Here is a 22,101-nt window from a genome sequence, read left to right on the forward strand (position 1 = left end):
TCACAGCCCCGCGCGCGCCAGCGTCCGGTCGATCAGCCGGTTGAGCGCGAGCGTCAACGCCAGAATGACCAGAAGCGCCGCAAACATCAGATCGGTGCGCATCCGGGCATTGGCCATCAGCATCAGATAGCCAAGGCCCTGCGACGCACCGACCCATTCGCCGATCACCGCGCCGGTTGGCGCATAGGTGACGGCGATGCGCAGCCCCGCGGCGCCTTGCGGCAGCGCATGCGGCAGGCGCAGCCAGATCAGCGTGCGCAGCTTTGAGGCGCGGGCAATCCGCGCCAGATCGAGCACCGGCTCGGGCGTGGTGGCAAGCCCGTCGCGCAGGCCGGAGGCGACGGGAAAGACAACGAGCAGCGCCACCATCGCCACCTTTGGCCCAAGCCCATAGCCCAGCCACAGCGTCAGCACCGGCGCCAGCACGAAGACCGGCAGCGCCTGCGCCCCTGCGAGCAGAGGCCCGATCAACCGCTCCAGTTTCGGCGCAAGGCTCATCGCCAGCGCCAGCGTGACGCCAACGCCAATTCCGATCAGAAGCCCCGCGCCGGTCTCGGCCAAAGTGGTCAGGGTATGCTGGCCGATCAGGGCACGCTCGCGCCAGAGCGTTTCGAAGACCTGCACGGGCGGGGGCAGCACGAAAGCGGGCACGAGCGCCGCCGCCGTCGCGGCCTGCCACAGCGCCAGCACCGCCAGCACCGGCCACAGACGCGCGCTCATGCTGCCCGCATCCGTGCCAAAAGCCCGGCCGCCGCCTGCGCCAACTGCGGATCGTCGAGCGGCACCGGACGGGCCCCGGGCAGGGGCTGGATCTCGTGCAGGGCCGCGCCGTCCAGCAGCAGAACCCGGTCGCCCAGCCGCAGCGCCTCGGTCGGATCGTGGGTGACCATCAGCACGGTCTTGCCCACAAGACACGCCGCCGCCAGATCCTGCATCGCCGCGCGGGTGGGGGCATCGAGCGCCGAAAAGGGTTCGTCGAGCGCCACCAGCGCGGTCTCGTCAGCGAGCACCCGGGCCAGTGCCAACCGCTGCCGCTCGCCGCCCGAAAGCGTCTCGGGGCGGTCGGCGCCGCGGCCCGAAAGCCCGACGGCGGCCAGAAGTTCTTCGGCCCGGGGGCGGGGCAGGGTCTCGCCGCGCAGCCGGGCCATCAGGCGCAGATTGGCCAGAACCGAAAGCCGCGGCTGCAACAGATCGCCCTGCGCCATCCAGCCGATCCGGTCGGGCGCCTGTCGCCTGCCCTCAAGCCGTGCCGCCACCGGCAGCCCGGCCAAGAGCCGCAGCAGCGTCGATTTCCCCGCGCCGGACGCGCCCAGAAGGCAGGTCCAGCCGGGCTTGAGCTGCAGATCGAGCGCGCGCAGCAGCGGGCGCTCGCCCAGCCAGACCTGACCCGAGAGTGCCGCGGTCATTTCCCCACCGCGATCTCGTCCACCGTCGGGGCGGTCCGGATCAGCCCGGTCTCGACCATGAAGGCGCCGAAATCGCGGTAGCGCGCGGCATCGAGCGCCGCCGGATCGCGGGCGAAATGCGGCCAGGTGTCGGCCCAGGCCTGTTCGTTCAGCGGATCATCAAGCTCCGCCGCATGGGCGCGGAAGCTGTCCCAGCCTGCTTGCGGCTCGGCGGCGATCTCGGTTGCGGCGCGGCCCGTGGCGGCCAGAAACCGGGCGATGCGATCATCCCCCGCCAGATCGGCGCGGGCCAGATAGATCAGCTCGTCATAGGCGGGCACGCCGTTTTCCTCGGGCAGGAAGCAGCGGCCCTGATGCCCCACGGCCGCCATCTGATGCAGCTCGAAATTGCGAAACGCGCCCGAGACCGCATCGACCTGCCCCGTCGCCACCGCGGGGGTCAGGGCGAAATTCACGTTGATCGTCTCGACCTCGGCGGGATCGACGCCATTGTGGCGCAGCATCCGTTGCATCAGCGCCGCCTCGATGCCTGCGAGCGAATAGCCGACCTTGCGACCGCGCAGATCGGCCAAGGTTTTCACCGGCCCCGCGGCATCGGCCATGACGCAATAAAGCGGCGCGTCGATCAGCGTGCCGACCCGCTTCAGGTTCAGCCCGGCGGCGTGTTGCAGATACAGCTGCGGCTGGTAGCTGACCGCCAGATCGACCTGCCCGGCGGCGGCCATCTTCGGCGGGTCCGAGGGGTCGGCGGGTGGGATGATCGTCACATCAAGCCCGGCTTCGGTGAAATAGCCGCGCTCGGCCGCGACGATGATCGGGCCGTGATCGGGGTTCACGAACCAGTCGAGCATGACCGAGAGGTGATCGGCGGCCTCGGCGCGGGGGGCAAGCAGCAGCAGGACAAGCAACAGGCGTTTCATCTATGACCTCTGGGCAAAGAAATGATCGAGCGGGCCATGACCTTGCCCGACCGAAAGCCGGTCGGCCCCGGCGATGGCGCGCAGGGTATAGGTGCGGGCGGCGGCGGCGGCCTGACGCAGATCGGGGATGCGGGCCAGCTGCGTCGCCAGCGCCGAGGACAGCGTGCAGCCGGTGCCGTGGGTGTTCTTCGTCTCGACCCTTGGCGCCTCGAACCAGGTCTCGCCCGCGGCATCGAGCAGCAGATCGGGGCTGACCGGCCCCGGCAGATGCCCCCCCTTGAGATAGACCGCCCGCGCGCCCAAAATCCGCAGCCCGCGGGCCTGCGCCACCATCTCGGCCCGGCTTTGCGCGACCTCGCAGCCGAGCAGATCGGCCGCCTCGGGCAGGTTCGGGGTGATCACCGCGGCGCGGGGCAGCAGGATATGCCGCAGCGCCGCCACGGCCTCGGCGGCAAGCAAGCGGTCGCCGCCCTTCGCCACCATCACCGGGTCGAGAACGACGGGGGCGGACAGCCCCTCAAGTGCTGCGGCAACGGCGGCGATGATCGTGCTGTCGCCGAGCATCCCGATCTTTACCGCATCGATGCGGATATCGGTGCGGATCGTGGCAATCTGCGCCGTCACCATCTCGGGGCGGATCGGATCGACCGCCGTCACGCCGCGGGTGTTTTGCGCCGTGAGCGCGGTCAGCGCCGCCATCGCATAGCCGCCATTGGCGGAGATCGCCTTCAGATCCGCCTGAATCCCGGCCCCGCCCGAGGGGTCGGAGCCGGAAATCGAAAGAATGTTCGGGATCATCTCTGCCTCCAGTCCTGCACCAGCGCGCGGCAGGCGGCCTCGGGGTCGGGGGCGCGGGTGACGGCCGAGACGACGGCCAGCCCGGCGACGCCCGCGGCTTTCAGCGCGGGAATGTCGACCTGCGTCAGCCCGCCGATGGCGATGGTGGGGACCGGGACCAGTCGGGCGATGCGGGCGAGACCCTCGAAGCCGATCGGTGCCGCGGCATCGGGTTTCGTCGCCGTCGCCCGCACCGGCCCCGCGCCGATGTAATCGATGCCGGGGGGCAGGGCGCTTGCCTGCGCCTCGGTCTCGATGGACAGACCGAGCAGCATTTCCGCCCCGATCCGGGCGCGGATGGCGACGGGATCGCCGTCGCCCTGCCCGATGTGCAGCCCATCGGCCCCGGCGGCCAGCGCGACCTCGATCCGGTCATTGAGGAACAGCTTCACCCCATGCGCCCGCATCTCGGGCAGAAGCTGCCGGGCAAGGGCGAGCAGATCGGCATCCGAAGCACTCTTGTCGCGCAGCTGCACCGCGCGGGCGCCGCCGCGGGCCGCCGCCCGGGCCTGATCGGGCACGGAGAGGGGCGTGCCCGGGTCGGTGATGACATAGACCGGCCCGATCATGCCGCATGCACCTTCGCCCCGGCACTGAGCGCCTCGGGCGTCAGGTTGGCCAGCGCATCAAGGAAGGCCACGGCGAAACTGCCCGGGCCTTTCGCGTCCTGAGCGGCGATTTCGCCCGCCAGACCATAGTAGGCGAGCGCGGCCACCGTGGCATCGAGCGGCGGCTGGCCGACCAGAAAGGCGCCGATCACGCCATTGAGCGAACAGCCAAGCGCCGTCACCTTCGGCATCAGCGGATGACCATTGGCGATGCGGAAGGCCTGACGGCCATCGGTGACGTAATCGACCGGGCCCGAGACCGCGACCACGCCGCCCGTCTGGGCGGCCAGCGCCCGGGCAGCGGTCTCGGCCGCTTCGACGGGATCGCCCGCATCGACCCCATGCGCCTGCCCGCCAAGCCCGGAGAGCGCAAGGATCTCGGAGGCATTGGCGCGGATCACCGTCGGGCGCAGATCGAGCAGCCGGGCGCACAGATCCTGCCGGAACCGCGTCGCACCGACGCCCACCGGGTCCAGCACCCAGGGCCTGCCGATCCGGGTCATCACCGCGGCGGCCTGCACCATGCCCTCGGCCCAGTCGGTATCGGCCGTGCCGATGTTCACCGTCAGCGCCCCGGCCAGAAGGGCAAATTCCGCCACCTCGGGCAAAGCATGCACCATCGCGGGCGAGGCGCCCACGGCCAGCTGCACATTCGCCATCACGTTCATCGCGACGAAATTGGTGATGTTGTGAACAAGCGGCGCCGTCGCGCGCATCTTGGCAAGGTAGTGTCCGGTCTCGGTCATCGGTCCCTCCGTGACGCGGAAGACCGAAGCCGGGATGGGGCGGGGGCCACAGCACCGGTTGCGGACTCCCTACGCCAGCATGATCTGGTTCAGGTTCAAAGGGTGCTTCTCAGCCCGGATCCCCGGACGCCCCTGTCGCAGGATCAAGGAACCACGGATGGCGGGGCTTGTCCAGAGCGCGGGAAAGGATGTGTCCCGCAGGATCGCGCGGAATGCCGCTCATGTCGCGGCGGCGGCGGCCCCCCTTGATCCCGATCAAAGCCGGGCCGCGCGAGTTGCGGTAGCGGGGGAACAGTTTCGTGACGAGGAGACGGGCTTTCGGGCCGGGTCTTGGGGTAAGGGCCGGATTCCCGGCAAGACGTGCGCCGGTCGGGGCGCCAATATCTGGACGTTACGAATGATTTCCGAACATCAAGGGCAGTTTTCCCACCCGCTCCCGGGTGGCGATGCGATCGCTTCCGGGGCCGATCTGGCGACACTGGCGCGGTTTCTGCAGGCAAACGAGAACCGGCTGATCGAGATGCACATCGCCTATTCGATCACTCGCAGCTACAACGCCCATGTCTCGACGCTGCCCGAAGCCTGGCGGGCCTCGGTGCAGGGTCTGAATGGCGCCATCGCGCTGATGCTGGAAACCCGCGGCGATGCCGAGGTGGATTACGACAGCGACATCGGCGACGATCCCTCGACCGTTTATGGCATCGACGTGGCGCGTCGGCACGGGCTGCGCGGTGTGCCGCTGGCGATGTTCCTGAGCAATTTCAAGGGCTACCGCGAAAGCTATCTGCGGCTCGTGCGGATGACGGGCTTTCCTGCCGAGGCCGAGGCGCTCTATCTGCGGCTTCTGCGCGGCTTCTTTGACCGTGCCGAGATCGGCATCTGCACGCAATGGGGTCGCGGCGTCGTCGATGCCGATCACGAGCGGCTGCTGGCGGAAAACCAGCGCGTCGTGAATGAAAAGAACAAGTATCTGACGATCTTCGAAAGCATCCAGACCCCGGTTTTCCTGATCGATGCCGAGGGCGGGATCGAGAACATGAACCACGCCGCGGCGCTGCTTCTGTCAAAGGATGTCGTGCCCGGCTCGGTCTATTACGGCTCGGCGGCGCGCCGCAGTTTCCGCGAGCTGTTCGGCCTTGATCCGCGGGCCGTCGGCCCGCTGCTGCCCGAGCACGAGATCCAGACCATCGACGGGCGGCGCTGGGTGTCGGTCTCGACGCAGGAAATGCTTGATGTCTCGCGCAAGTTTCTGGGCACGGTGATCAGCTTCACCGATGTCACCGACGAGCGCCGCGCCCGCGAGGAGGCGGTGGCGCTGGCGAAGGCGAAGACCGATTTTCTGGCGACGATGAGCCATGAGATCCGCACGCCCATCCACTCCATCGGCGGCATCGTCGAGTTGTTGCGGCAAGATGATCTGAGCCCGCGCGCGGCGGGCTATGTCGAGGCGATCGACCGCTCGGCCCGGGTGCTGACCTCGATCGTCTCCGAGATCCTCGATTATTCGCGGATCGAGGCGGGCGGGCTGATGCTGGAGCGCGTCGATTTCCCGCTGGCGGAGCTTCTGAACGATGTCGGCCGGGTGATCGAGCCGCTTGTCGCACGCAAGCCCGGGCTGATGCTGCATCTCGACAGCCCGCAGGAGCGGCCCTGTGTCACCGGCGATCCGGCGAAGCTGCGGCAGATCCTGCTCAATCTGGCGGGCAATGCGGTGAAGTTCACCGAGGCGGGCGCGGTGGTGATCGGGCTCGATCTGCTGACGCGCGATCCGGGCCGGATCCTGGCGCGGTTTTCGGTGCGCGACACCGGGCCGGGGATCGCCGCGGAACGGCTCGAAGAGATCTTCTGCCCCTTCACGCAATCCGACAGCTCGATCGAGCGCAAGCACGGCGGCACCGGCTTGGGGCTGGCGATCTCGCGCCGACTGGCCGAGCTGATGGGGGCCGAGTTGACCGTCGAAAGCCATCTGGGCGAGGGCAGCTGTTTCCGGCTTGTCGTGCCGCTTGATCTGGCGCCGCGGCAGGGCGCCGATTGTGCCCGGGCGCGGGCCGAGGCGAAGCTGCCAGCCAAGGCGCTGCGGCTGCTGATCGTCGAGGATGATGCGGTGAACCGGCTGGTGACCGAGACGCTGTTGCGGCAGGCCGGGCATCAGGTGCGGCTGGCCGAGACGGCCGAGGCCGCGCTTCAGGCTCTGGCCGGGCAGGCTTTCGATCTGGTGCTGACCGATCTCAACCTGCCCGATCTGAGCGGCTTCGAGCTGGGCCATGCCATCCGCGCCCATGCCGATCCGGCGATTGCGCGCCTGCCGATCGCGGCGCTTTCGGCGCATGGTCCGGCGGTCGATGCGGCGGCGCATGGTCCGGCGGTCGATGCGGCGGCGCTTGCGGCGGCGGGGATCGGCGGGTTTCTCTCGCCAAGCCCTTCCCGTTCTCGCGGCTCGAGGAGTTGTTGCGGCGGGTCACCGGCTTTGCCTCGCCGCGGCCGGTCGGCTCGGGGGCGGCGCGGCCCGAGGGGAGCGGGGCAGGGGCTTGTCGATCTGACCGTCCTGCGCGGCCATGCCGAGGCTTTGGGTGTCGAGCCGACGGGCCGGATCGTCGCGACCTTCAAGGCGAGCCTTGGTCACACCGCCGGAGCATTTGAAGCGGCGGCGCAGTCCGAGCGCTGGAATGAAGTGGCGATGATCGCGCATCGGCTGAAAAGCTCGGCGCGGCATGTGGGCTTGCTCGCGCTCGCCGACGAAGCCGAGCGGGCCGAGATGCTGGCCTCTGCCTCGGGGCGGCGCAGCGCCGAGGTTGCGGGTCCGGTGGCCGATCTGATCCTGTCGTGCCGCTCGGCCGTGGGGCTGGTCGAAGCGATCTGGGCCGAAATCGCGGGGTAAGCCCATCTGTCTCGGGCGGATCAGGAAAGGCATCGCCTTTCCCCGCCCGTCCGGGCAACGCCTGTCGCAAGACCGCATCCCCAAGCGTGACAGAGGCCTGCGCTCCGCCCCGGCGGCGCGAATGCGCCCGCCATGGGCGGGGCGGGCGCAGGCCGAGTGCCTGAAGCACTCGGCGGTCACGGGGCCGATGTGTCGCGTGACCTCGGCGATGGCCTCGGTCATGGCAGAGAGAGTTTACGCCGAAAAAACGTAACCCAGCCCGTGCACGGTGACGATCAGCCGGGGCTTCGCCGGATCGGGCTCGATCTTGCGCCGCACCCGGCGCACCAGCACGTCGATGGTGCGATCGAAGCTTTCGTGCCCACGCCGACTGACATGCGTCATCAGCTGATCGCGGCTCAGAACCTGCCCCGGATGGGTGACGAAGGTGGCCAGCAATTCAAACTCGGCCCGGGTCATCTTCACCGCCTCGCCCGAAGGATCGGTCAGGGTCCAATGCGCGATATCAAGCGTCCAGCCCTCGAAGCTTTTCTTCGACTCATCCGCCTTCACCACCCGCGCCGCCGTCACCCGACGCGCCAGATTGCGGGTCCGCGGCAGGATCTCGCGCATGTTGTAGGGCTTGGTGACGTAATCATCGGCGCCCAGTTCCAGCGCCACGATCCGGTCCACATCCTCGCGCCGCGAAGTGACCATGATCACCCCCACCTCGGATTGCCGCCGCAATTCACGCAGCAGCGACAGCCCGTCCTCGCCCGGCAGGTTGATGTCGAGCAGGATCACGTCGACATCGCCCTTGGCAAAGATCGCCCGCATCTGCTCGCCGTCGCCCGCCTCGCTGACGCGGTGATTGTCCTTCACCAGATAGGCGGCCAAGGTCTGGCGCCCCACCGGATCGTCCTCGACGACAAGGATATGATAGGAAGTCTTCATCACCGGCCCCTTTCTTCCGTCATCGCGCCAAAACCCCCGAGCGGCAACGATTTTTGCGTGATTTCCGCTGGTTTTTCCGGGTTTTAACATCCTGTTCACAATTTTTTTCATCGCATTCACAACCGGACGCAACGCGGTTCATATCGCGGGTCTACTCCGATCCTCGAACGGGGTCGGACCGTGACAAGAACTGACGTGCGGCGTCGGTGATGGAGCGGCCCCCGGAACGGCAAGACCGGAGGCGAAAGTGATCAGGAAAATCTGGGGCGTGATGCGCAGGCCCAGCACGCGCTGGGGACTGGGCACGTTGGTGCTGGGCGGGGCCGTCGTCGGCGCGCTGGGCTGGAACGGCTTCCACTATGCCGTCGAACAGACCACGACGACGAAATTCTGCCTGTCCTGCCATACGATGCAGGGCAATTTCGAAGAATACAAAACCACCGTCCACTATTCGAACCCGATGGGCGTGCGCGCGGAATGTGCCGATTGCCACGTACCGAAATCGGGCTGGCGGCTTTATCGGGCCAAGGTGCTGGCGGCGAAGGATCTGTGGGGCGAAATCACCGGCAAGGTCGACACGCCCGAGAAATTCGAGGCGCATCGGCTTGAGATGGCCGAAACGGTCTGGGCTGACATGAAGGCGAACGATTCGGTCGGTTGCCGGTCCTGCCACAGTTTCGAGGCGATGGATTTCGCGCATCAGACGAAGCCGGATGCGGCCAAGCAGATGCAGCAGGCGATGAAGGATGGCGGCACCTGCATCGATTGCCACAAGGGCATCGCGCACAAGCTGCCCGACATGTCCTCGGGCTACAAGAAGCTGTTTGAAGATCTGGAGGCGCAGGCGGCCGACCTGGCGCCGAAAGCGGGTGACACGGTCTATCCGCTGAAGACGATCGAGCTGTATCTGGAAGAGCCGAAAGATGGCGTGAAGGCCGCGGGCAAGGTGATCGCGGCGACGCCGATGGTCGTTCAGGCGGTCTCGGGCAAGGCGCTGCAGGTCAAGCTTGACGGCTGGCAGCAAGAGGGCGCCGAGCGGATGCTCTATGCCGCACAGGGCCAGCGCATCTTCAACGTGGCGCTGGCGCCGACGGCTGTTTCAGCGGTGACCGCGGGCAAGACGATGACCGATCCCGACACCGATCAGGTCTGGACCGAGGGATCTCTTACGGTCTGGGTGAAGAATGGCGATCTGACCGACAGTCTCGACAAGGTCTGGTCCTATGCGGGTTCGATGTTCAGCGCCGCCTGCGGCACCTGCCACGTCCTGCCGCACACCAGCCATTTCCTGGCGAACCAATGGATCGGCACGCTCAATGCGATGAAGACCAAGGCGCCCTTGAACGAGGAACAGTTCCGGCTGGTGCAGAAATACGTGCAGATGCACGCGAAAGACATGGGCGGGGAGGCCGAGGAATGACCGCGATCTCGCTCAATCCCGCTGTTGTGGCTGATCGTGCGCTGCTTTGGCACTGGCTGGCCGAGGTCTTTCTGGCCCCGCCGTCCGCAGATCGTCTGACCGCCTTGCGCGAAGGCGCCGGGTCGAAATGGCTGGCGGCGCTCGGCACTGAACCCGCCTTTGCCGAGGCGCTGACCGAAATCCGCACGGCGCTGGCCTCGCCCCTTGAGGCGGCGCGGCTGCAGACGCGGCTGACCATCGCTTTCAACGGGCTGTTCCTGGGTCTTGGCGGCAAGCGCACGCTGGCGCCGAACGAATCCGCCTGGACCCATGGCGGGCGGCTCTTTCAGGCCCCGGTCGCAGAGATGAGCGCCCTCATGGTCGCCTGCGACCTGCATCTGGCCGAAGGCTGCTGCGAGGCGCCCGACCATCTCTCGGTCGAGCTGATGCTGCTTGCCCATCTCGAAGCCCATGCCGATCCGCGCGCCGAGGCGCTGCAGGCCCGGCTGCGGCTCTGGTTGCCCGGCTTTTGCGCCGCCGTCAGGGCCGAAGATCGCACCGGCTTCTGGGCCGGGGCCGCAGCGCTGCTTCTGGCGGCGCTCGATCACAACTCTCTCACAACCCAACCGGAAGAAAGGACAGTCTGATGACGAAGATTTCCGGAAACGAACTGCGCGCAGAGCTTTCACGCCGCGCCTTCCTCAGCTACTCGGTCGCCGCAGGCGCGCTGGGCATGTTCGGGCCGTCGCTGTTTGCTCAGGGCGCGCGCGCCGAGGCGCTGGCCAATGGCAAGGTGATGTCGGGCAGCCACTGGGGCATCTTCACCGCGACGGTTGAAAATGGCCGCGCCACTGCCTTCACACCCTGGGAAAAAGACCCGCATCCGACGCCGATGCTCGAAGGCGTGCTTGACTCGATTTATTCGCCGACCCGGATCAAATATCCGATGGTGCGGCGCGAATTCCTCGAAAAAGGCGTGAAAGCCGATCGCTCGACCCGCGGCAACGGCGATTTCGTCCGCGTCAGCTGGGATCAGGCGCTCGATCTGGTCGCGGCCGAGGTGAAACGCATCGAGGAAACCTATGGCCCGCAAGGCCTGTTTGGCGGTTCCTATGGCTGGAAGAGCCCGGGCCTGCTGCACAATTGCACCACGCTTCTGCGCCGGATGCTGACGCTGGCGGGCGGCTATGTGAACGGCGCGGGCGACTATTCGACCGGCGCGGCGCAGGTGATCATGCCGCATGTGGTCGGCACGCTCGAAGTCTATGAACAGCAGACCGCCTGGCCGGTGGTGGCGGAAAACACCGAAGTCATGGTGTTCTGGGCCGCCGATCCGATCAAGACCAGCCAGATCGGCTGGGTGATCCCCGAACATGGCGCCTATCCGGGGCTTGAGGCGCTCAAGGCCAAGGGCACCAAGGTCATCGTCATCGACCCGGTCCGCACCCAGACGGTGGATTTCTTCGGCGCCGAGCACATCACGCCGAAGCCGCAGACCGATGTGGCGATCATGCTGGGCATGGCGCATACGCTGGTGAGCGAAGACCTGTATGACAAGGACTTCATCGCGAACTACACCTCGGGCTTCGACAAGTTCCTGCCCTATCTGATGGGCGAAACCGACAGCACGCCGAAGACGGCCGAATGGGCGTCGGAGATCAGCGGCGTTCCCGCCGACACGATCAAGGAGCTGGCGCGGCTCTTCAAATCGAAGCGCACGATGCTGGCGGCGGGCTGGTCGATGCAGCGCATGCATCACGGCGAACAGGCGCACTGGATGCTGGTGACGCTGGCCTCGATGCTGGGTCAGATCGGTCTGCCGGGCGGTGGCTTCGGGCTTTCGTATCACTATTCGGGCGGCGGCACGCCCTCGACCAGCGGTCCGGCGCTCTCGGGCATCACCGATGGCGGCGCGGCGACGAAGGGGCCGGAATGGCTGGCGGCAAGCGGGGCCTCGGTGATTCCGGTGGCGCGTGTGGTCGATATGCTGGAAAACCCCGGCGCCGAATTCGACTTCAACGGCACGCGGTCGAAATATCCGGACGTGAAGATGGCCTATTGGGTCGGCGGCAACCCGTTCGTCCACCATCAGAACCGAAACCGCATGGTCAAGGCCTGGGAAAAACTGGAAACCTTCATCGTGCATGACTTCCAGTGGACGCCCACGGCGCGGCATGCCGACATCGTGCTTCCTGCAACGACCAGCTACGAACGCAACGACATCGAGACCATCGGCGACTATTCGAACACCGGCATCCTGGCGATGAAGAAGATCGTCGAACCGGTCTACGAAGCGCGCAGCGATTACGACATCTTTGCCGCGATCTCGGAACGGCTTGGCAAGGGCAAGGAGTTCACCGAAGGCAAGGACGAGATGGGCTGGATCAAGTCCTTCTACGAAGATGCCGCGAAACAGGGCAAGGCCAGCGGCGTCGAGATGCCCGCCTTCGATGCCTTCTGGGAAGAAGGGATCGTGGAATTCCCGGTCACCGATGGCGACAAGTTCGTGCGCTATGCGAGCTTCCGCGAAGATCCGCTGCTCAACCCGCTCGGCACGCCGACCGGTCTGATCGAGATCTACTCGAAGAATATCGAGAAGATGGGCTATGACGACTGCCCGGCGCATCCGACCTGGATGGAACCGCTGGAACGTCTGGACGGGCCGGGGGCGAAATATCCGTTCCACGTTGCGGCCTCGCACCCGTTCAACCGGCTGCATTCGCAGCTGTGCGGGACGGTCCTGCGCGAGGGCTACGCGGTTCAGGGTCACGAGCCTTGCCTGATGCATCCCGAAGATGCGGCGGCGCGTGGCATTGTCGATGGCGATGTGGTGCGGGTGTTCAACGATCGCGGTCAGACGCTGACCGGGGTCAAGGTCACCGATGCCGTGATGAAGGGGGTGATTCAGGTCTACGAAGGCGGCTGGTATGATCCCTCCGACGTGACCGAGGCGGGCACGCTCGACAAATATGGCGACGTGAACGTGCTCTCGGCCGATATCGGCACCTCGAAGCTTGGACAGGGCAACTGCGGTCAGACGATCCTGGCCGAGGTCGAGAAATACACCGGTCCTGCCGTCACCCTGACAGGCTTTGTCGCGCCGAAAGCTGCGGAATAAGCAATCCCGCTCCCCGGAGGGCTGTCCCGGCCCTTCCCCTGCACCGCGTCTTCGGGCGCGGTGCCCTCTCCCAAGGACTTTTGCGATGACCGCGCAGGATCAACTCTCCCCGATGCTCGACATCGCCGCCGCCCGCGCCCTAGCCACCTCGCTCGTTGATCCGATCACCGAGACCGAGGAACTGCCGCTTGCTGCCGCGCTGGGCCGTTTCTGTGCCGAAACTCTCCAGTCGACGCTGGCACTGCCGCGCTGCGCACGCGCGGCGATGGATGGCTTCGCGCTGCGTCTTTCCGATCTTGGCGATGGGCAGGCCCTGCCGATCGCGGGCACGATCGCCGCGGGCGCCGAGGCCCCCGATCTGCCCGCGGGCGCCTGCCTGCGCATCTTCACCGGCGCGCTGGTGCCTGCGGGCGCCGAGGCCGTGCTGCCCGTCGAGGACTGCACCGAAGAGGGCGCCACCCTGCGCCTTTTGCGGCGTCCCGAACCGGGCGAGAACATCCGCGTGCCGGGCTCCGAACAGCCCGAGGGCGGTGTGCTTCTGCGCGCCCATGCGCGGATCGCGCCGCAGCATGTCGGGCTTCTGGCCGCCAATGGCATCGCCCGCCTGCGCGTGCTGCGTCGCCCGCGTGTGGGCGTCTTTTCGACCGGCGACGAACTGAATGCGCAAAGCCCCGACAGCCTGCCCGACAGCAACCGGCCGATGCTTCTGGCGCTGGCCGCCGCTGCGGGGGCCGAGGTCGCCGATCTGGGACTTTTGCCCGATGACCTGTCCGCGATCACCGCGCGGCTTGCGGGGCTGAGCGGGCATGACCTCATTCTGACCTCGGGCGCGGTGTCGATGGGCGGGCGCGATCACCTGCGCCCGGCGCTGATCGCCGCGGGCGGCCGGATCGACGGCTGGCGCGTCGCGATCAAGCCCGGCAAGCCGATCCTTTTCGGCCAGCTTGGGAGCGCCGCCATCACCGGCCTGCCCGGCAATCCGTTTTCCGCCTTCACCGGCTTTCACCTCTTCGCCGCGGCCCAGCTTGCGACACTCACGGGACAGATACCGCCCCTCCTTTTTCCGTTTGAGGCGCGGGCGGGCTTCGACTGGTCCCGCAAGCCTGGCCGCGGCGAGGTCTTTCCGGTGCGCCTCGCACATGGCGAGATCGACGGCATGCCGGTGCTGCAACGGCTGGGGGCGAGCGTCTCGGCGACGCTCTTTCCGCTGGCCGAGGCCGAGGGGCTGGCCTTCGTTCCCGCCGAGACGAGCCGGGTGGGTTTCGGCGCGCGGCTGCGCTGGATGCCTTTCGTGCACAGGGGGTTTTGACATGCGCTTTCCGCTTGCGGCCATCCTTTACGAAACGACGCCCCCCGATGCGCTTTTGCGCGATTTCGCCCGCGATCTTGCGCGGCAGGGGCGGCATATCGGCGGCGTCGTGCAGCATCGCCCCGGCCTCGTCACCGACTGCCACTGTGCCGAGATGGTGCTGATGTCGCTTGCCTCCGGGCAAAGCTTCCCGGTGGCGCAGCCGCTCGGCTCCGGCTCGACCGGGTGCCGGCTCGATTTCGGGGCGCTGGCGCAGGTGGCGCAGGGGCCTTTGTCCGAGATCGAGGCCGGGCTTGATCTGCTGATCCTGAACCGTTTCGGCAAGGCCGAGGCCGAGGGGCGCGGCTTTCGCGACGTGATCGCCGCCGCGATGGAACGCGAGACGCCGGTGCTGACCGCGCTGCACCCGCGCAACCTGCCCGACTGGATCCGCTTCACCGAGGGCGCGGCGCTGCTGCTGATGCCCGACGCCAGCACCCTGCATCAATGGTTGGCCGACGGCCAGGGAGTTGCCCATGCTGCCTGATCCCCTTTGCGACGGCTTCGGCCGCGATGTGCGTTACCTGCGGGTCTCGGTCACCGACCGCTGCGATCTGCGCTGCTCTTATTGCATGAAGGAAGACGTGACCTTCCTGCCGCGCAATCAGGTGCTGAGCCTCGAGGAACTCGACCGGCTTTGCTCGGCTTTCGTCTCGCTGGGCGTGCGCAAGCTGCGCGTGACCGGGGGGGAACCGCTGGTGCGCCGCAACATCCTCAGCTTCTTTGCCGCGATGGGGGCGCATCTGCGCGCCGGGCGCCTTGATGAACTGACGCTGACGACGAACGGCACCCAGCTTGCCCGCCATGCGCAAGCGCTGGCCGCGTGCGGGGTGAAGCGGGTCAATGTCTCGCTGGATACTCTGCAGGCCGAGAAATACACCCGCCTGACCCGGTTCGGCCGCATCGGGCAGGTGTTCGACGGCATCGCCGCCGCGCAGGCGGCCGGGTTGCGGGTGAAGCTGAACGCGATGGCGCTGAAGGGCGTGAACGACGACGAGATTTTCGCGCTGACCGATTGGGCGGCGGCGCAGGGCTGCGATCTGACCTTCATCGAGCTGATGCCGATGGGCGACATTCCGGCAGGCACGCGGCTCGATCAGTTCTGGCCGCTCGATGACGTCCGCGCGCATCTGGAAACCCGGTTCCGGCTGATCGACAGCGGGCTGAATACCGGCGGCCCCGCACGCTATGTGACGGTCGCGGAAACCGGGCAGCGGATCGGCTTCATCTCGCCGCTCAGCCACAATTTCTGCAACAGTTGCAACCGGGTGCGGCTGACCTGCAAGGGCGAGCTTTACACCTGTCTCGGGCAGGAAGGCTCGACCGACCTGCGCCCCATCCTGCGCGCGGGCGTCGAGGGCGAAGCGCTTGCGCGTGAAATCCGCGCGGCGATTGCACGAAAACCTGCGGGCCATGCCTTCGGTTACGGCCCCTGCGCCGTCGCCGGGCAGATGGCGCGCGGCATGAACCACACCGGAGGCTGACATGCTCGACATCGTCTATTTCGCCTGGGTCCGCGAGCGGATCGGGCAACCGCGCGAGCGGCTCGAAACGGGGGCCGCGACCGTGGCTGAACTGGTGGCGGAACTGCGGGCGAAAGACCCGCGCTACGAGGCCGCCTTTGCCGACCCTGCGGTGCTGCGGGTGGCGCTGGATCAGAATCTGGCCGATTTCACCGCGCCGCTCGCGGGCGTGCGCGAAGTGGCCTTCTTTCCGCCGATGACGGGGGGCTGAGATGGATGGTCCGATGTTCGATCCCGAAGGCCGCTATGCGCGGCATCTGATCCTGCCCGAGATCGGGCCGGAGGGGCAGGCGAAGCTGAACGCCGCCTCGGTTCTGGTGATTGGCGCGGGCGGGCTTGGCTCGCCGGTGCTGCTTTACCTCGCGGCCGCGGGGATCGGGCGGCTCGGGCTGGCCGATGACGATGTGGTGTCGCTCTCGAACTTGCAACGGCAGGTGCTGCACGGCACGGCGCGGTTGGGCCAAAGCAAGACCGCCTCGGCGCGTGACCGGCTTTCGGATCTGAACCCCGAGGTGCTGATCGAGACCCATGCGATCCGCATCGAGGCAGACACTGCCGCGGCGCTGATCGGCGGCTTCGATCTGGTGATCGACTGCACCGACAATCTGGCGGCACGGCATCTGATCAACCGCGCCTGTGTCGCGGCGGGGGTGCCGCTGCTGTCTGGCGCGATCGCGCAATGGGAAGGCCAGATCGGCCTTTATGCGCCGGGCCTTGGTGGCCCCTGCTATGCCTGCACTTTCCCCGAGCCGGACCATCCGCCGCCCGCGCAATCGAAGGGCGTCGTCGGTGCGCTGCCGGGCGTGGTGGGGGCGCGGATGGCGCTGGAGGCGATCAAGTTTCTGACCGGGGCCGGGCAAAGCCTGCTCGGGCGGCTCTGGATGATCGACACGCTCTGGAACGAGGAACGGCTGATGCACACGCATCGGCGCGACGATTGCCCGGTGTGCCGGGCGAGGGGGGCGGAATGCTGACCCATTTCGACGCGGCCGGGCAGGCGCATATGGTCGATGTTTCGGACAAGACCGAGACGAAGCGCACCGCCGTGGCCGAGGGGCGGGTGGTGATGCGCCCCGAGACCTTGGCGCTGGTGATCGCGGGCACGGCGGGCAAGGGCGATGTGCTGGGCGTGGCCCGCGTTGCCGGGATCATGGCGGCGAAGCGCACCGCGGATATCATTCCGCTGTGTCATCCGCTGGCGCTGTCGCGGGTGGCGCTGGAGCTGGTGCCCGAGCCGGAAACGAGTTCCGTGCGGATCGAGGCGACCGTGGTCACTACCGGCCCGACCGGGGTCGAGATGGAGGCGCTGACGGCGGTCTCGGCCGCGGCGCTGACGGTCTATGACATGCTGAAAGCCGCGGAAAAGGCGATGCGGATCGAGGGGATCCGGCTTCTGGCCAAGGATGGCGGCAAGTCGGGCAGCTTCCGCGCTTAAGGCGCGCTTTGGCGCAACCAGTCTTCGGCCCGGGCGAGGTCTTCGGGCGTGTTGAGATTGGCGAAAGGATCGGGTGTCGTGTCGAAGGGCACCGGCACCGCGCCTGCCAGATAGGCGCGCATCCGCCGCTCGTCGGCCGCGAAAAGCGCATCGATCCGGGGTCGGTCCGCCACCCGCCACAAAGCGGCGGTGTAATGGTCGCGCCCGAAGCTTTGCGCATGCGCAGGCCCGCCCGCGGCAGCCAGCCGGGCCACCAGATCGGCGGGCAGGAACGGCGTGTCGGTGGCGGTGCTGACCAGCGCCTCGGCGCCCATCTCTGCCGCCCAGTCGAGCCCGGCGCGAATGCCCGCCATTGGGCCAAGCCCCGATTCCCCGGCGCGATCGGGCAGGACCGGCAGGCCAAGGCCGAACCGCGCCGGATCGCCATTGGCCGAGATCGCGACCGCGTCGACCTGCGGCGCGAGCCGTGCCAGTACCCGCGCGATCAGGGCGTCGCCTGCGAGCGGCACCAGCGCCTTTTTCGCGCCCCATCCGCCGCCCCTGTCCCCCCGCCAGAATGATCCCCACGATCCGCATGCGCCGCCCTTCCGCTTCGCCCAAGCCCTGACCGCTCGGGCGCGCAAGTGCAAGCCCGCCCCATGCAGTTCCCCCGTGCAGCCCCCACTTTCTTGCGCGGTCTCGTCGTGCTAGGCAAGGCCATGACCCATTCCCCCATCCCGACGAAGCAGCAGATCCTCGACTGGATCGCCGACAACCCCGATCAGGGGGGCGAAACGCGATATCGCCAAGGCCTTCGGCCTGAAGGGCGCGGCAAAGATCGAATTGAAGCGCCTGCTGAAAGAGCTGACCACGGACGGTCAGATCAGCCGCAAGAAGCGCAGCTATCACGACAGTGCCAGCCTGCCGCCGGTCACGGTGCTGGAGATCCTGCCCGCCGACACCATGGGCGATCTCTGGGCGCGGCCGCTCGAATGGGCCGGTCCGGGCGAGGCGCCGCGGATTGCCTTCCTGACCCGCAAGGACGATCCCGCGGTCGGCCCGGGCGAGCGCGTGTTGGCGCGGATTTCGCAAGGCTCCGAAGGCCCCGAGGCGCGGCTGATCCGCAAGATCGGGCAGGCGCGGCATCGCATCGTCGGCATCTTCCGCAAGGGCGCCGAGGGTGGGCGGATCACGCCGATCGACAAGGGCGAGATGAACGAATGGATCGTGCCGCCCGGCGCTACCAATGATGCCCGCGATGGCGAACTGGTCGAGGCCGAGCAATCGGGGCCGAAGGGCCGGATGGGCCTGCCGCGGGCGCGGGTGATCGAGCGTCTGGGCGATCCGACCGCGCCGCGGGCGGTGTCGCTGATCGCCATTCACCAGCACGGCATTCCCGATGATTTCCCCGATGACGTGATCGCCGAGGCCGATGCGGAACTGCCCGCCGCCTTGGGGGACCGCGAGGACCTGACCGGCCTGCCCTTTGTCACCATCGACCCGGCCGATGCCCGCGACCGTGACGACGCCTGTTTCGTGCAGCCCGATGATGATCCGGCGAACGAGGGTGGCTTCCTGCTCTGGGTGGCGATCGCGGATGTCGCCCATTACGTCCGCCCCGGCTCGGCGCTCGATCGCGAGGCGCGCAATCGCGGCAACTCGACCTATTTCCCCGACCGGGTGGTGCCGATGCTGCCCGACCGACTGTCGGGCGATCTGTGCAGCCTGCATGAACATGTGCCGCGTGCGGTGCTGGCGGTGCGGATGAAGGTCTCCTCCGAAGGGCGCAAGATTGCGCATCGGTTTACCCGGGGCATCATCCGCTCGGTGGCCTCGCTTGAATATGCGCAGGTGCAGGCCGCGCAGGAGGGCCGCCCGGATGCGAAGACCGCGCCGCTGGTGGAAGAGATCATCGCCCCGATCTATGGCTGCTACCGGGCGATGACCCGGGCGCGGGCGGCGCGGCAGCCGCTGGACCTCGATCTGCCCGAACGTCGGATCGAGATCGACGAGAGCGGCAAGGTCGCTTCGGTCAAGTTCAAGGAACGGCTCGACGCGCATCGGCTGATCGAGGAATTCATGGTGCTGGCCAATGTGGCCGCGGCCGAGGAGCTGGAACGGCTGCGCCGCCCGCTGCTTTACCGCGTGCACGAAGAGCCGAGCCAGGAAAAGATCGACGCGTTGCGGGAAGTGGCGCAGGCCTCGGGGTTTTCGCTGGCGAAGGGGCAAGTGCTGAAAACCGCGCATCTGAACCGGCTCTTGAGCGAGGCCGAGGGCAGCGAGTTCGACGAGCTGATCAATATCTCGACCCTGCGCTCGATGACGCAGGCCTATTATGCGCCGCATAATCTGGGGCATTTCGGGCTCGCCTTGCGGTCTTACGCGCATTTCACCAGCCCCATCCGGCGCTATTCCGACCTGATCGTGCACCGGGCGCTGATTGCCGGGCATGGCTGGGGGAGTGATGGTCTCAGCCGCGACGACATCGCCCAGCTCGAGGACACCGCGCAGCACATCTCCGAGACCGAGCGCCGCTCGATGGCAGCGGAGCGGGACACGACCGACCGGTATCTGGCGGCTTACCTCAGTGAACGGGTGGGCAGCGAGTTCACCGGGCGCATCAGTGGCGTGCAGAAATTCGGCGCCTTCGTGAAGCTCGACGAGACGGGGGCGGATGGTCTGGTGCCGATCCGTTCGGTCGGGCGCGAGTTCTTCCACTATGACCGCGATGCGCAACAGCTGATCGGGGCGGATAGCGGCATCACGCTTGGCATCGGCCAGCGGGTGTTGGTGCGGTTGGCGGAAGCCGTGCCGGTGACCGGCGGGCTTGAGCTGGAATTGCTGGAGCTGGACGGCGAGGCGATGCCGGGCGCGGGCAAGGGGGGCAGAAGGCCCTTCCGTCCGGGGCGGAAATCGGTGGCCTTCAAGGCGAAGGAACGGGCGATTTCGCGCAAGGTGAAGCGCACGCGCAAGTAAGCCTCACATCGAACCAGCGCCAAAACGAAAGGGCCGGGGAAAACCCCGGCCCTTTGTCTGTCTGCCCGTGCGATCAGCCGATCGCGACGGCTTTCACGTCTTCGTCCACATAGGGGACATATTGCGCGAAGTTGTCCGAGAACATCTTCACCAGTTTCGCGGCCTGCGCGTCATAGGCGGCCTTGTCGGCCCAGGTTTCGCGCGGGTTCAGCAGTTTCGCGTCAACGTCATGCGCCGCCACCGGCACGTCGAAGCCGAAGTTCGGGTCCTTGCGGAATTCGGCATTGTGCAGCGAGCCGTCGAGCGCGGCGGTCAGCAGCGCACGGGTTGCCTTGATCGGCATCCGCTTGCCCACGCCAAAGGCGCCGCCGCTCCAGCCGGTGTTCACGAGCCAGCACGACGCGCCATGTTCGGCGATCTTCGCGGCGAGAAGCTTGCCGTAGACTTCCGGACGACGCGGCATGAAGGGCGCGCCGAAGCAGGTCGAGAAGGTCGGGACCGGCTCGACGATGCCGACTTCCGTGCCGGGGGTCTTCGAGGTGAAGCCCGAGAGGAAGTGATACATCGCCTGCGCCGGCGTCAGACGCGCAATCGGCGGCAGCACGCCGTAAGCGTCGCAGGTCAGCATGATCACGTTCTTCGGATGGCCACCGAGCGCGGTTTCCGAGGCGTTGCCGATGTAGTGCAGCGGGTAAGCGCAGCGCATGTTCTCGGTCAGCGAGCTGTCGAAGAAGTCGAGTTCGAGCGTTTCCGGGTCATAGACCATGTTCTCGACCACGGTGCCGAACATCGAGCAGGTGTTGTAGATGTCCGGTTCGGCTTCTTTCGAGAGGTTGATGGTCTTGGCGTAGCAGCCGCCCTCGAAGTTGAAGATGCCCTTTTCCGACCAGCCGTGTTCGTCGTCGCCGATCAGCACGCGCGACGGGTCGGCCGAAAGCGTGGTCTTGCCGGTGCCTGACAGGCCGAAGAACACCGCCGAGTCATCGGGGTTGTCGATCGCATGGTTGGCCGAGCAGTGCATCGCCATCACGCCCTTGCCGGGCAGGATGTAGTTGAGCAGCGTGAACACGCCTTTTTTGTTTTCACCGGCGTAAGCGGTGTTGCCGATCAGGATCAGCTTCTTGTCGAAGTTCAGCGCGATCACCGTTTCGGTGCGGCAGCCGTGACGCTCGGGGTCGGCCTTAAACGACGGGCAGTTGATGATCGTCCATTCCGGGCTGAACGTGTCGAGCTCTTCGCGGGCCGGACGGCGCAGCATGGTGCGCAGGAAGAGGCCGTGCCAGGCCAGTTCGGCGACCAGACGCACGTCCAGACGGTGGGCCGGGTCAGCGCCGCCGTAAAGATCCTCGACGAAGAAATCCTTGCCCTTCATATGCGCCAGCATGTCGGCATGCAGCACGTCGAATTTGGCCGGATCCATCGGCTTGTTGTTTTCCCACCAGATCGTGTCTTCCACGCTGGCAGTGCGGACAACGAATTTGTCTTTCGGGGAGCGGCCGGTGTGCTTGCCGGTCGAGCAATAGAACGCGCCACCTTTACCCAGAACGCCTTCGCCACGTTTGATCGCTTCCTCGATCAGCGCGGGTTCCAGCAGGTTGTAATAGACGTTGCCGAGACCAGTGAGGCCCTGATCTTCCAGCTTTTTCGCCGGGTTCACGCGTCCGATGCTCATTTTCAGCTCCCGTTGCCGCCCTTGCGGCGCAGTGGTTCCTCCCGGTATCCGAAGGCGCCAGAATACCGATCCGCGCAATGAAATTGCGGATGAGGCCCTATAACATGTCGCAAATGCGAAGGAACAGAAGGGTTTGTCGCAGCTAGCGCAAACATTGCCGATTTAGCGCCACCATCTCGCAGAGGTGAGACAAATTAGTCAAAGCTTCGTTTTTTTGCGCTCAGATGATTCCGGCCGGGGGCCTGATTCGCATATCGCAGTTGATTCCGCGGGCCGGAAAGCGGACAATATGCGCAATCATAATACCAAGCAGTATGAGGTGC

Annotated in this window: 18 protein-coding genes, 2 pseudogenes and 1 riboswitch; of the genes and pseudogenes, 11 read left to right on the forward strand and 9 right to left on the reverse strand. The window is 66.9% G+C overall.

The genetic code is table 11. The annotated features are described in order from the left end of the window. Genes ACTTAI_RS02125 through thiM form a run of 6 tightly spaced genes read right to left on the reverse strand, consistent with a single transcriptional unit; the run spans position 1 to position 4,517 of the window. Positions 1 to 720, reverse strand: coding sequence for an ABC transporter permease (locus ACTTAI_RS02125; protein ID WP_444453932.1), 720 nt, complete (start codon positions 718 to 720; stop codon positions 1 to 3). Then, positions 717 to 1,406, reverse strand: a complete 690-nt coding sequence (locus ACTTAI_RS02130) for an ATP-binding cassette domain-containing protein (protein ID WP_444453933.1) — start codon at positions 1,404 to 1,406, stop codon at positions 717 to 719. The genes ACTTAI_RS02125 and ACTTAI_RS02130 overlap by 4 nt, the downstream gene beginning before the upstream one ends. Next, a complete protein-coding gene (locus ACTTAI_RS02135; protein ID WP_444453935.1) occupies positions 1,403 to 2,326 on the reverse strand; it encodes an ABC transporter substrate-binding protein in 924 nt (307 codons plus the stop codon). Before ACTTAI_RS02135 ends, ACTTAI_RS02130 begins: the two co-directional genes overlap by 4 nt. Continuing rightward, positions 2,327 to 3,124 carry a bifunctional hydroxymethylpyrimidine kinase/phosphomethylpyrimidine kinase gene (thiD, locus tag ACTTAI_RS02140; protein WP_444453937.1) on the reverse strand — a complete coding sequence of 266 codons (798 nt, stop codon included), beginning with the start codon at positions 3,122 to 3,124 and terminating at the stop codon, positions 2,327 to 2,329. Further along, positions 3,121 to 3,732 carry a thiamine phosphate synthase gene (gene thiE / locus ACTTAI_RS02145; RefSeq protein ID WP_444453938.1) on the reverse strand — a complete coding sequence of 204 codons (612 nt, stop codon included), beginning with the start codon at positions 3,730 to 3,732 and terminating at the stop codon, positions 3,121 to 3,123. Before thiE ends, thiD begins: the two co-directional genes overlap by 4 nt. Continuing rightward, positions 3,729 to 4,517 (reverse strand): hydroxyethylthiazole kinase, encoded by a 789-nt coding sequence (thiM, locus tag ACTTAI_RS02150; RefSeq protein WP_444453940.1) that lies wholly within the window; start codon positions 4,515 to 4,517, stop codon positions 3,729 to 3,731. The genes thiE and thiM overlap by 4 nt, the downstream gene beginning before the upstream one ends. A 48-nt stretch (positions 4,518 to 4,565) precedes the next feature. After that, positions 4,566 to 4,661: riboswitch (TPP riboswitch) on the reverse strand. Positions 4,662 to 4,914: 253 nt separating this feature from the next. On the opposite strand from thiM, the gene ACTTAI_RS02155 reads away from it, so the two are divergent. Then, on the forward strand, positions 4,915 to 7,395 hold the full coding sequence (locus tag ACTTAI_RS02155; protein WP_444453942.1) for an ATP-binding protein: 2,481 nt from the start codon (positions 4,915 to 4,917) through the stop codon (positions 7,393 to 7,395). 234 nt (positions 7,396 to 7,629) lie between these two features. Here the strand turns inward: ACTTAI_RS02155 and dorR are convergent, their stop codons facing one another. After that, entirely contained in the window at positions 7,630 to 8,328 is a 699-nt protein-coding gene (gene dorR, locus ACTTAI_RS02160; protein ID WP_444453943.1) for a two-component system response regulator DorR, read from the reverse strand. Positions 8,329 to 8,575: 247 nt separating this feature from the next. Here dorR and torC point away from each other — a divergent pair, with 247 nt between their 5' ends. From torC to moaC, 9 genes are all read left to right on the forward strand, one after another. Further along, positions 8,576 to 9,748, forward strand: coding sequence for a pentaheme c-type cytochrome TorC (gene torC / locus ACTTAI_RS02165; RefSeq protein WP_444453945.1), 1,173 nt, complete (start codon positions 8,576 to 8,578; stop codon positions 9,746 to 9,748). Further along, positions 9,745 to 10,374, forward strand: a complete 630-nt coding sequence (locus ACTTAI_RS02170; RefSeq protein ID WP_444453947.1) for a TorD/DmsD family molecular chaperone — start codon at positions 9,745 to 9,747, stop codon at positions 10,372 to 10,374. The genes torC and ACTTAI_RS02170 overlap by 4 nt, the downstream gene beginning before the upstream one ends. Continuing rightward, positions 10,374 to 12,845 carry a trimethylamine-N-oxide reductase TorA gene (gene torA, locus ACTTAI_RS02175; protein ID WP_444453949.1) on the forward strand — a complete coding sequence of 824 codons (2,472 nt, stop codon included), beginning with the start codon at positions 10,374 to 10,376 and terminating at the stop codon, positions 12,843 to 12,845. Before ACTTAI_RS02170 ends, torA begins: the two co-directional genes overlap by 1 nt. Before the next feature lie 85 nt (positions 12,846 to 12,930). After that, complete coding sequence (locus ACTTAI_RS02180; protein ID WP_444453951.1) at positions 12,931 to 14,154, forward strand: molybdopterin molybdotransferase MoeA; 1,224 nt, start codon at positions 12,931 to 12,933, stop codon at positions 14,152 to 14,154. A 1-nt stretch (position 14,155) separates the two neighbouring features. Beyond that, positions 14,156 to 14,680, forward strand: a complete 525-nt coding sequence (locus ACTTAI_RS02185) for a DUF2478 domain-containing protein (RefSeq protein WP_444453953.1) — start codon at positions 14,156 to 14,158, stop codon at positions 14,678 to 14,680. Next, on the forward strand, positions 14,670 to 15,677 hold the full coding sequence (gene moaA, locus ACTTAI_RS02190; protein WP_444453954.1) for a GTP 3',8-cyclase MoaA: 1,008 nt from the start codon (positions 14,670 to 14,672) through the stop codon (positions 15,675 to 15,677). The genes ACTTAI_RS02185 and moaA overlap by 11 nt, the downstream gene beginning before the upstream one ends. Before the next feature lies 1 nt (position 15,678). Then, complete coding sequence (gene moaD / locus ACTTAI_RS02195; RefSeq protein ID WP_444453955.1) at positions 15,679 to 15,927, forward strand: molybdopterin converting factor subunit 1; 249 nt, start codon at positions 15,679 to 15,681, stop codon at positions 15,925 to 15,927. A 1-nt stretch (position 15,928) separates the two neighbouring features. Next, positions 15,929 to 16,690 (forward strand): HesA/MoeB/ThiF family protein, encoded by a 762-nt coding sequence (locus ACTTAI_RS02200; RefSeq protein ID WP_444453957.1) that lies wholly within the window; start codon positions 15,929 to 15,931, stop codon positions 16,688 to 16,690. Continuing rightward, positions 16,684 to 17,151 (forward strand): cyclic pyranopterin monophosphate synthase MoaC, encoded by a 468-nt coding sequence (gene moaC / locus ACTTAI_RS02205; RefSeq protein WP_444453959.1) that lies wholly within the window; start codon positions 16,684 to 16,686, stop codon positions 17,149 to 17,151. The genes ACTTAI_RS02200 and moaC overlap by 7 nt, the downstream gene beginning before the upstream one ends. Here moaC and mobA read toward each other — a convergent pair. Continuing rightward, positions 17,148 to 17,727, reverse strand: a pseudogene (gene mobA / locus ACTTAI_RS02210) (molybdenum cofactor guanylyltransferase MobA). The gene moaC and the pseudogene mobA sit on opposite strands and share 4 nt — an antisense overlap. 122 nt (positions 17,728 to 17,849) lie before the next feature. Here mobA and rnr point away from each other — a divergent pair. Then, positions 17,850 to 20,106, forward strand: a pseudogene (rnr, locus tag ACTTAI_RS02215) (ribonuclease R). A 73-nt stretch (positions 20,107 to 20,179) separates the two neighbouring features. Here rnr and ACTTAI_RS02220 read toward each other — a convergent pair. Further along, the gene (locus ACTTAI_RS02220; RefSeq protein ID WP_444453961.1) at positions 20,180 to 21,778 is read right to left on the reverse strand and encodes a phosphoenolpyruvate carboxykinase; all 1,599 of its coding nucleotides are present in this window, start codon (positions 21,776 to 21,778) and stop codon (positions 20,180 to 20,182) included. Between the last annotated feature and the right edge of the window lie 323 nt (positions 21,779 to 22,101).

The organism is Rhodobacter capsulatus (assembly GCF_052363175.1).
GTDB lineage: Bacteria > Pseudomonadota > Alphaproteobacteria > Rhodobacterales > Rhodobacteraceae > Rhodobacter > Rhodobacter capsulatus_D.

Bases quoted from the DNA above. Each gene is read 5' to 3' on its own strand.
- ACTTAI_RS02125 (WP_444453932.1), bottom strand. From the start codon at position 720: ATGAGCGCGCGTCTGTGGCCGGTGCTGGCGGTGCTGGCGCTGTGGCAG.
- ACTTAI_RS02130 (WP_444453933.1), bottom strand. From the start codon at position 1,406: ATGACCGCGGCACTCTCGGGTCAGGTCTGGCTGGGCGAGCGCCCGCTG.
- ACTTAI_RS02135 (WP_444453935.1), bottom strand. From the start codon at position 2,326: ATGAAACGCCTGTTGCTTGTCCTGCTGCTGCTTGCCCCCCGCGCCGAG.
- thiD (WP_444453937.1), bottom strand. From the start codon at position 3,124: ATGATCCCGAACATTCTTTCGATTTCCGGCTCCGACCCCTCGGGCGGG.
- thiE (WP_444453938.1), bottom strand. From the start codon at position 3,732: ATGATCGGGCCGGTCTATGTCATCACCGACCCGGGCACGCCCCTCTCC.
- thiM (WP_444453940.1), bottom strand. From the start codon at position 4,517: ATGACCGAGACCGGACACTACCTTGCCAAGATGCGCGCGACGGCGCCG.
- ACTTAI_RS02155 (WP_444453942.1), top strand. From the start codon at position 4,915: ATGATTTCCGAACATCAAGGGCAGTTTTCCCACCCGCTCCCGGGTGGC.
- dorR (WP_444453943.1), bottom strand. From the start codon at position 8,328: ATGAAGACTTCCTATCATATCCTTGTCGTCGAGGACGATCCGGTGGGG.
- ACTTAI_RS02170 (WP_444453947.1), top strand. From the start codon at position 9,745: ATGACCGCGATCTCGCTCAATCCCGCTGTTGTGGCTGATCGTGCGCTG.
- torA (WP_444453949.1), top strand. From the start codon at position 10,374: ATGACGAAGATTTCCGGAAACGAACTGCGCGCAGAGCTTTCACGCCGC.
- ACTTAI_RS02180 (WP_444453951.1), top strand. From the start codon at position 12,931: ATGACCGCGCAGGATCAACTCTCCCCGATGCTCGACATCGCCGCCGCC.
- ACTTAI_RS02185 (WP_444453953.1), top strand. From the start codon at position 14,156: ATGCGCTTTCCGCTTGCGGCCATCCTTTACGAAACGACGCCCCCCGAT.
- moaA (WP_444453954.1), top strand. From the start codon at position 14,670: ATGCTGCCTGATCCCCTTTGCGACGGCTTCGGCCGCGATGTGCGTTAC.
- moaD (WP_444453955.1), top strand. From the start codon at position 15,679: ATGCTCGACATCGTCTATTTCGCCTGGGTCCGCGAGCGGATCGGGCAA.
- ACTTAI_RS02200 (WP_444453957.1), top strand. From the start codon at position 15,929: ATGGATGGTCCGATGTTCGATCCCGAAGGCCGCTATGCGCGGCATCTG.
- moaC (WP_444453959.1), top strand. From the start codon at position 16,684: ATGCTGACCCATTTCGACGCGGCCGGGCAGGCGCATATGGTCGATGTT.
- ACTTAI_RS02220 (WP_444453961.1), bottom strand. From the start codon at position 21,778: ATGAGCATCGGACGCGTGAACCCGGCGAAAAAGCTGGAAGATCAGGGC.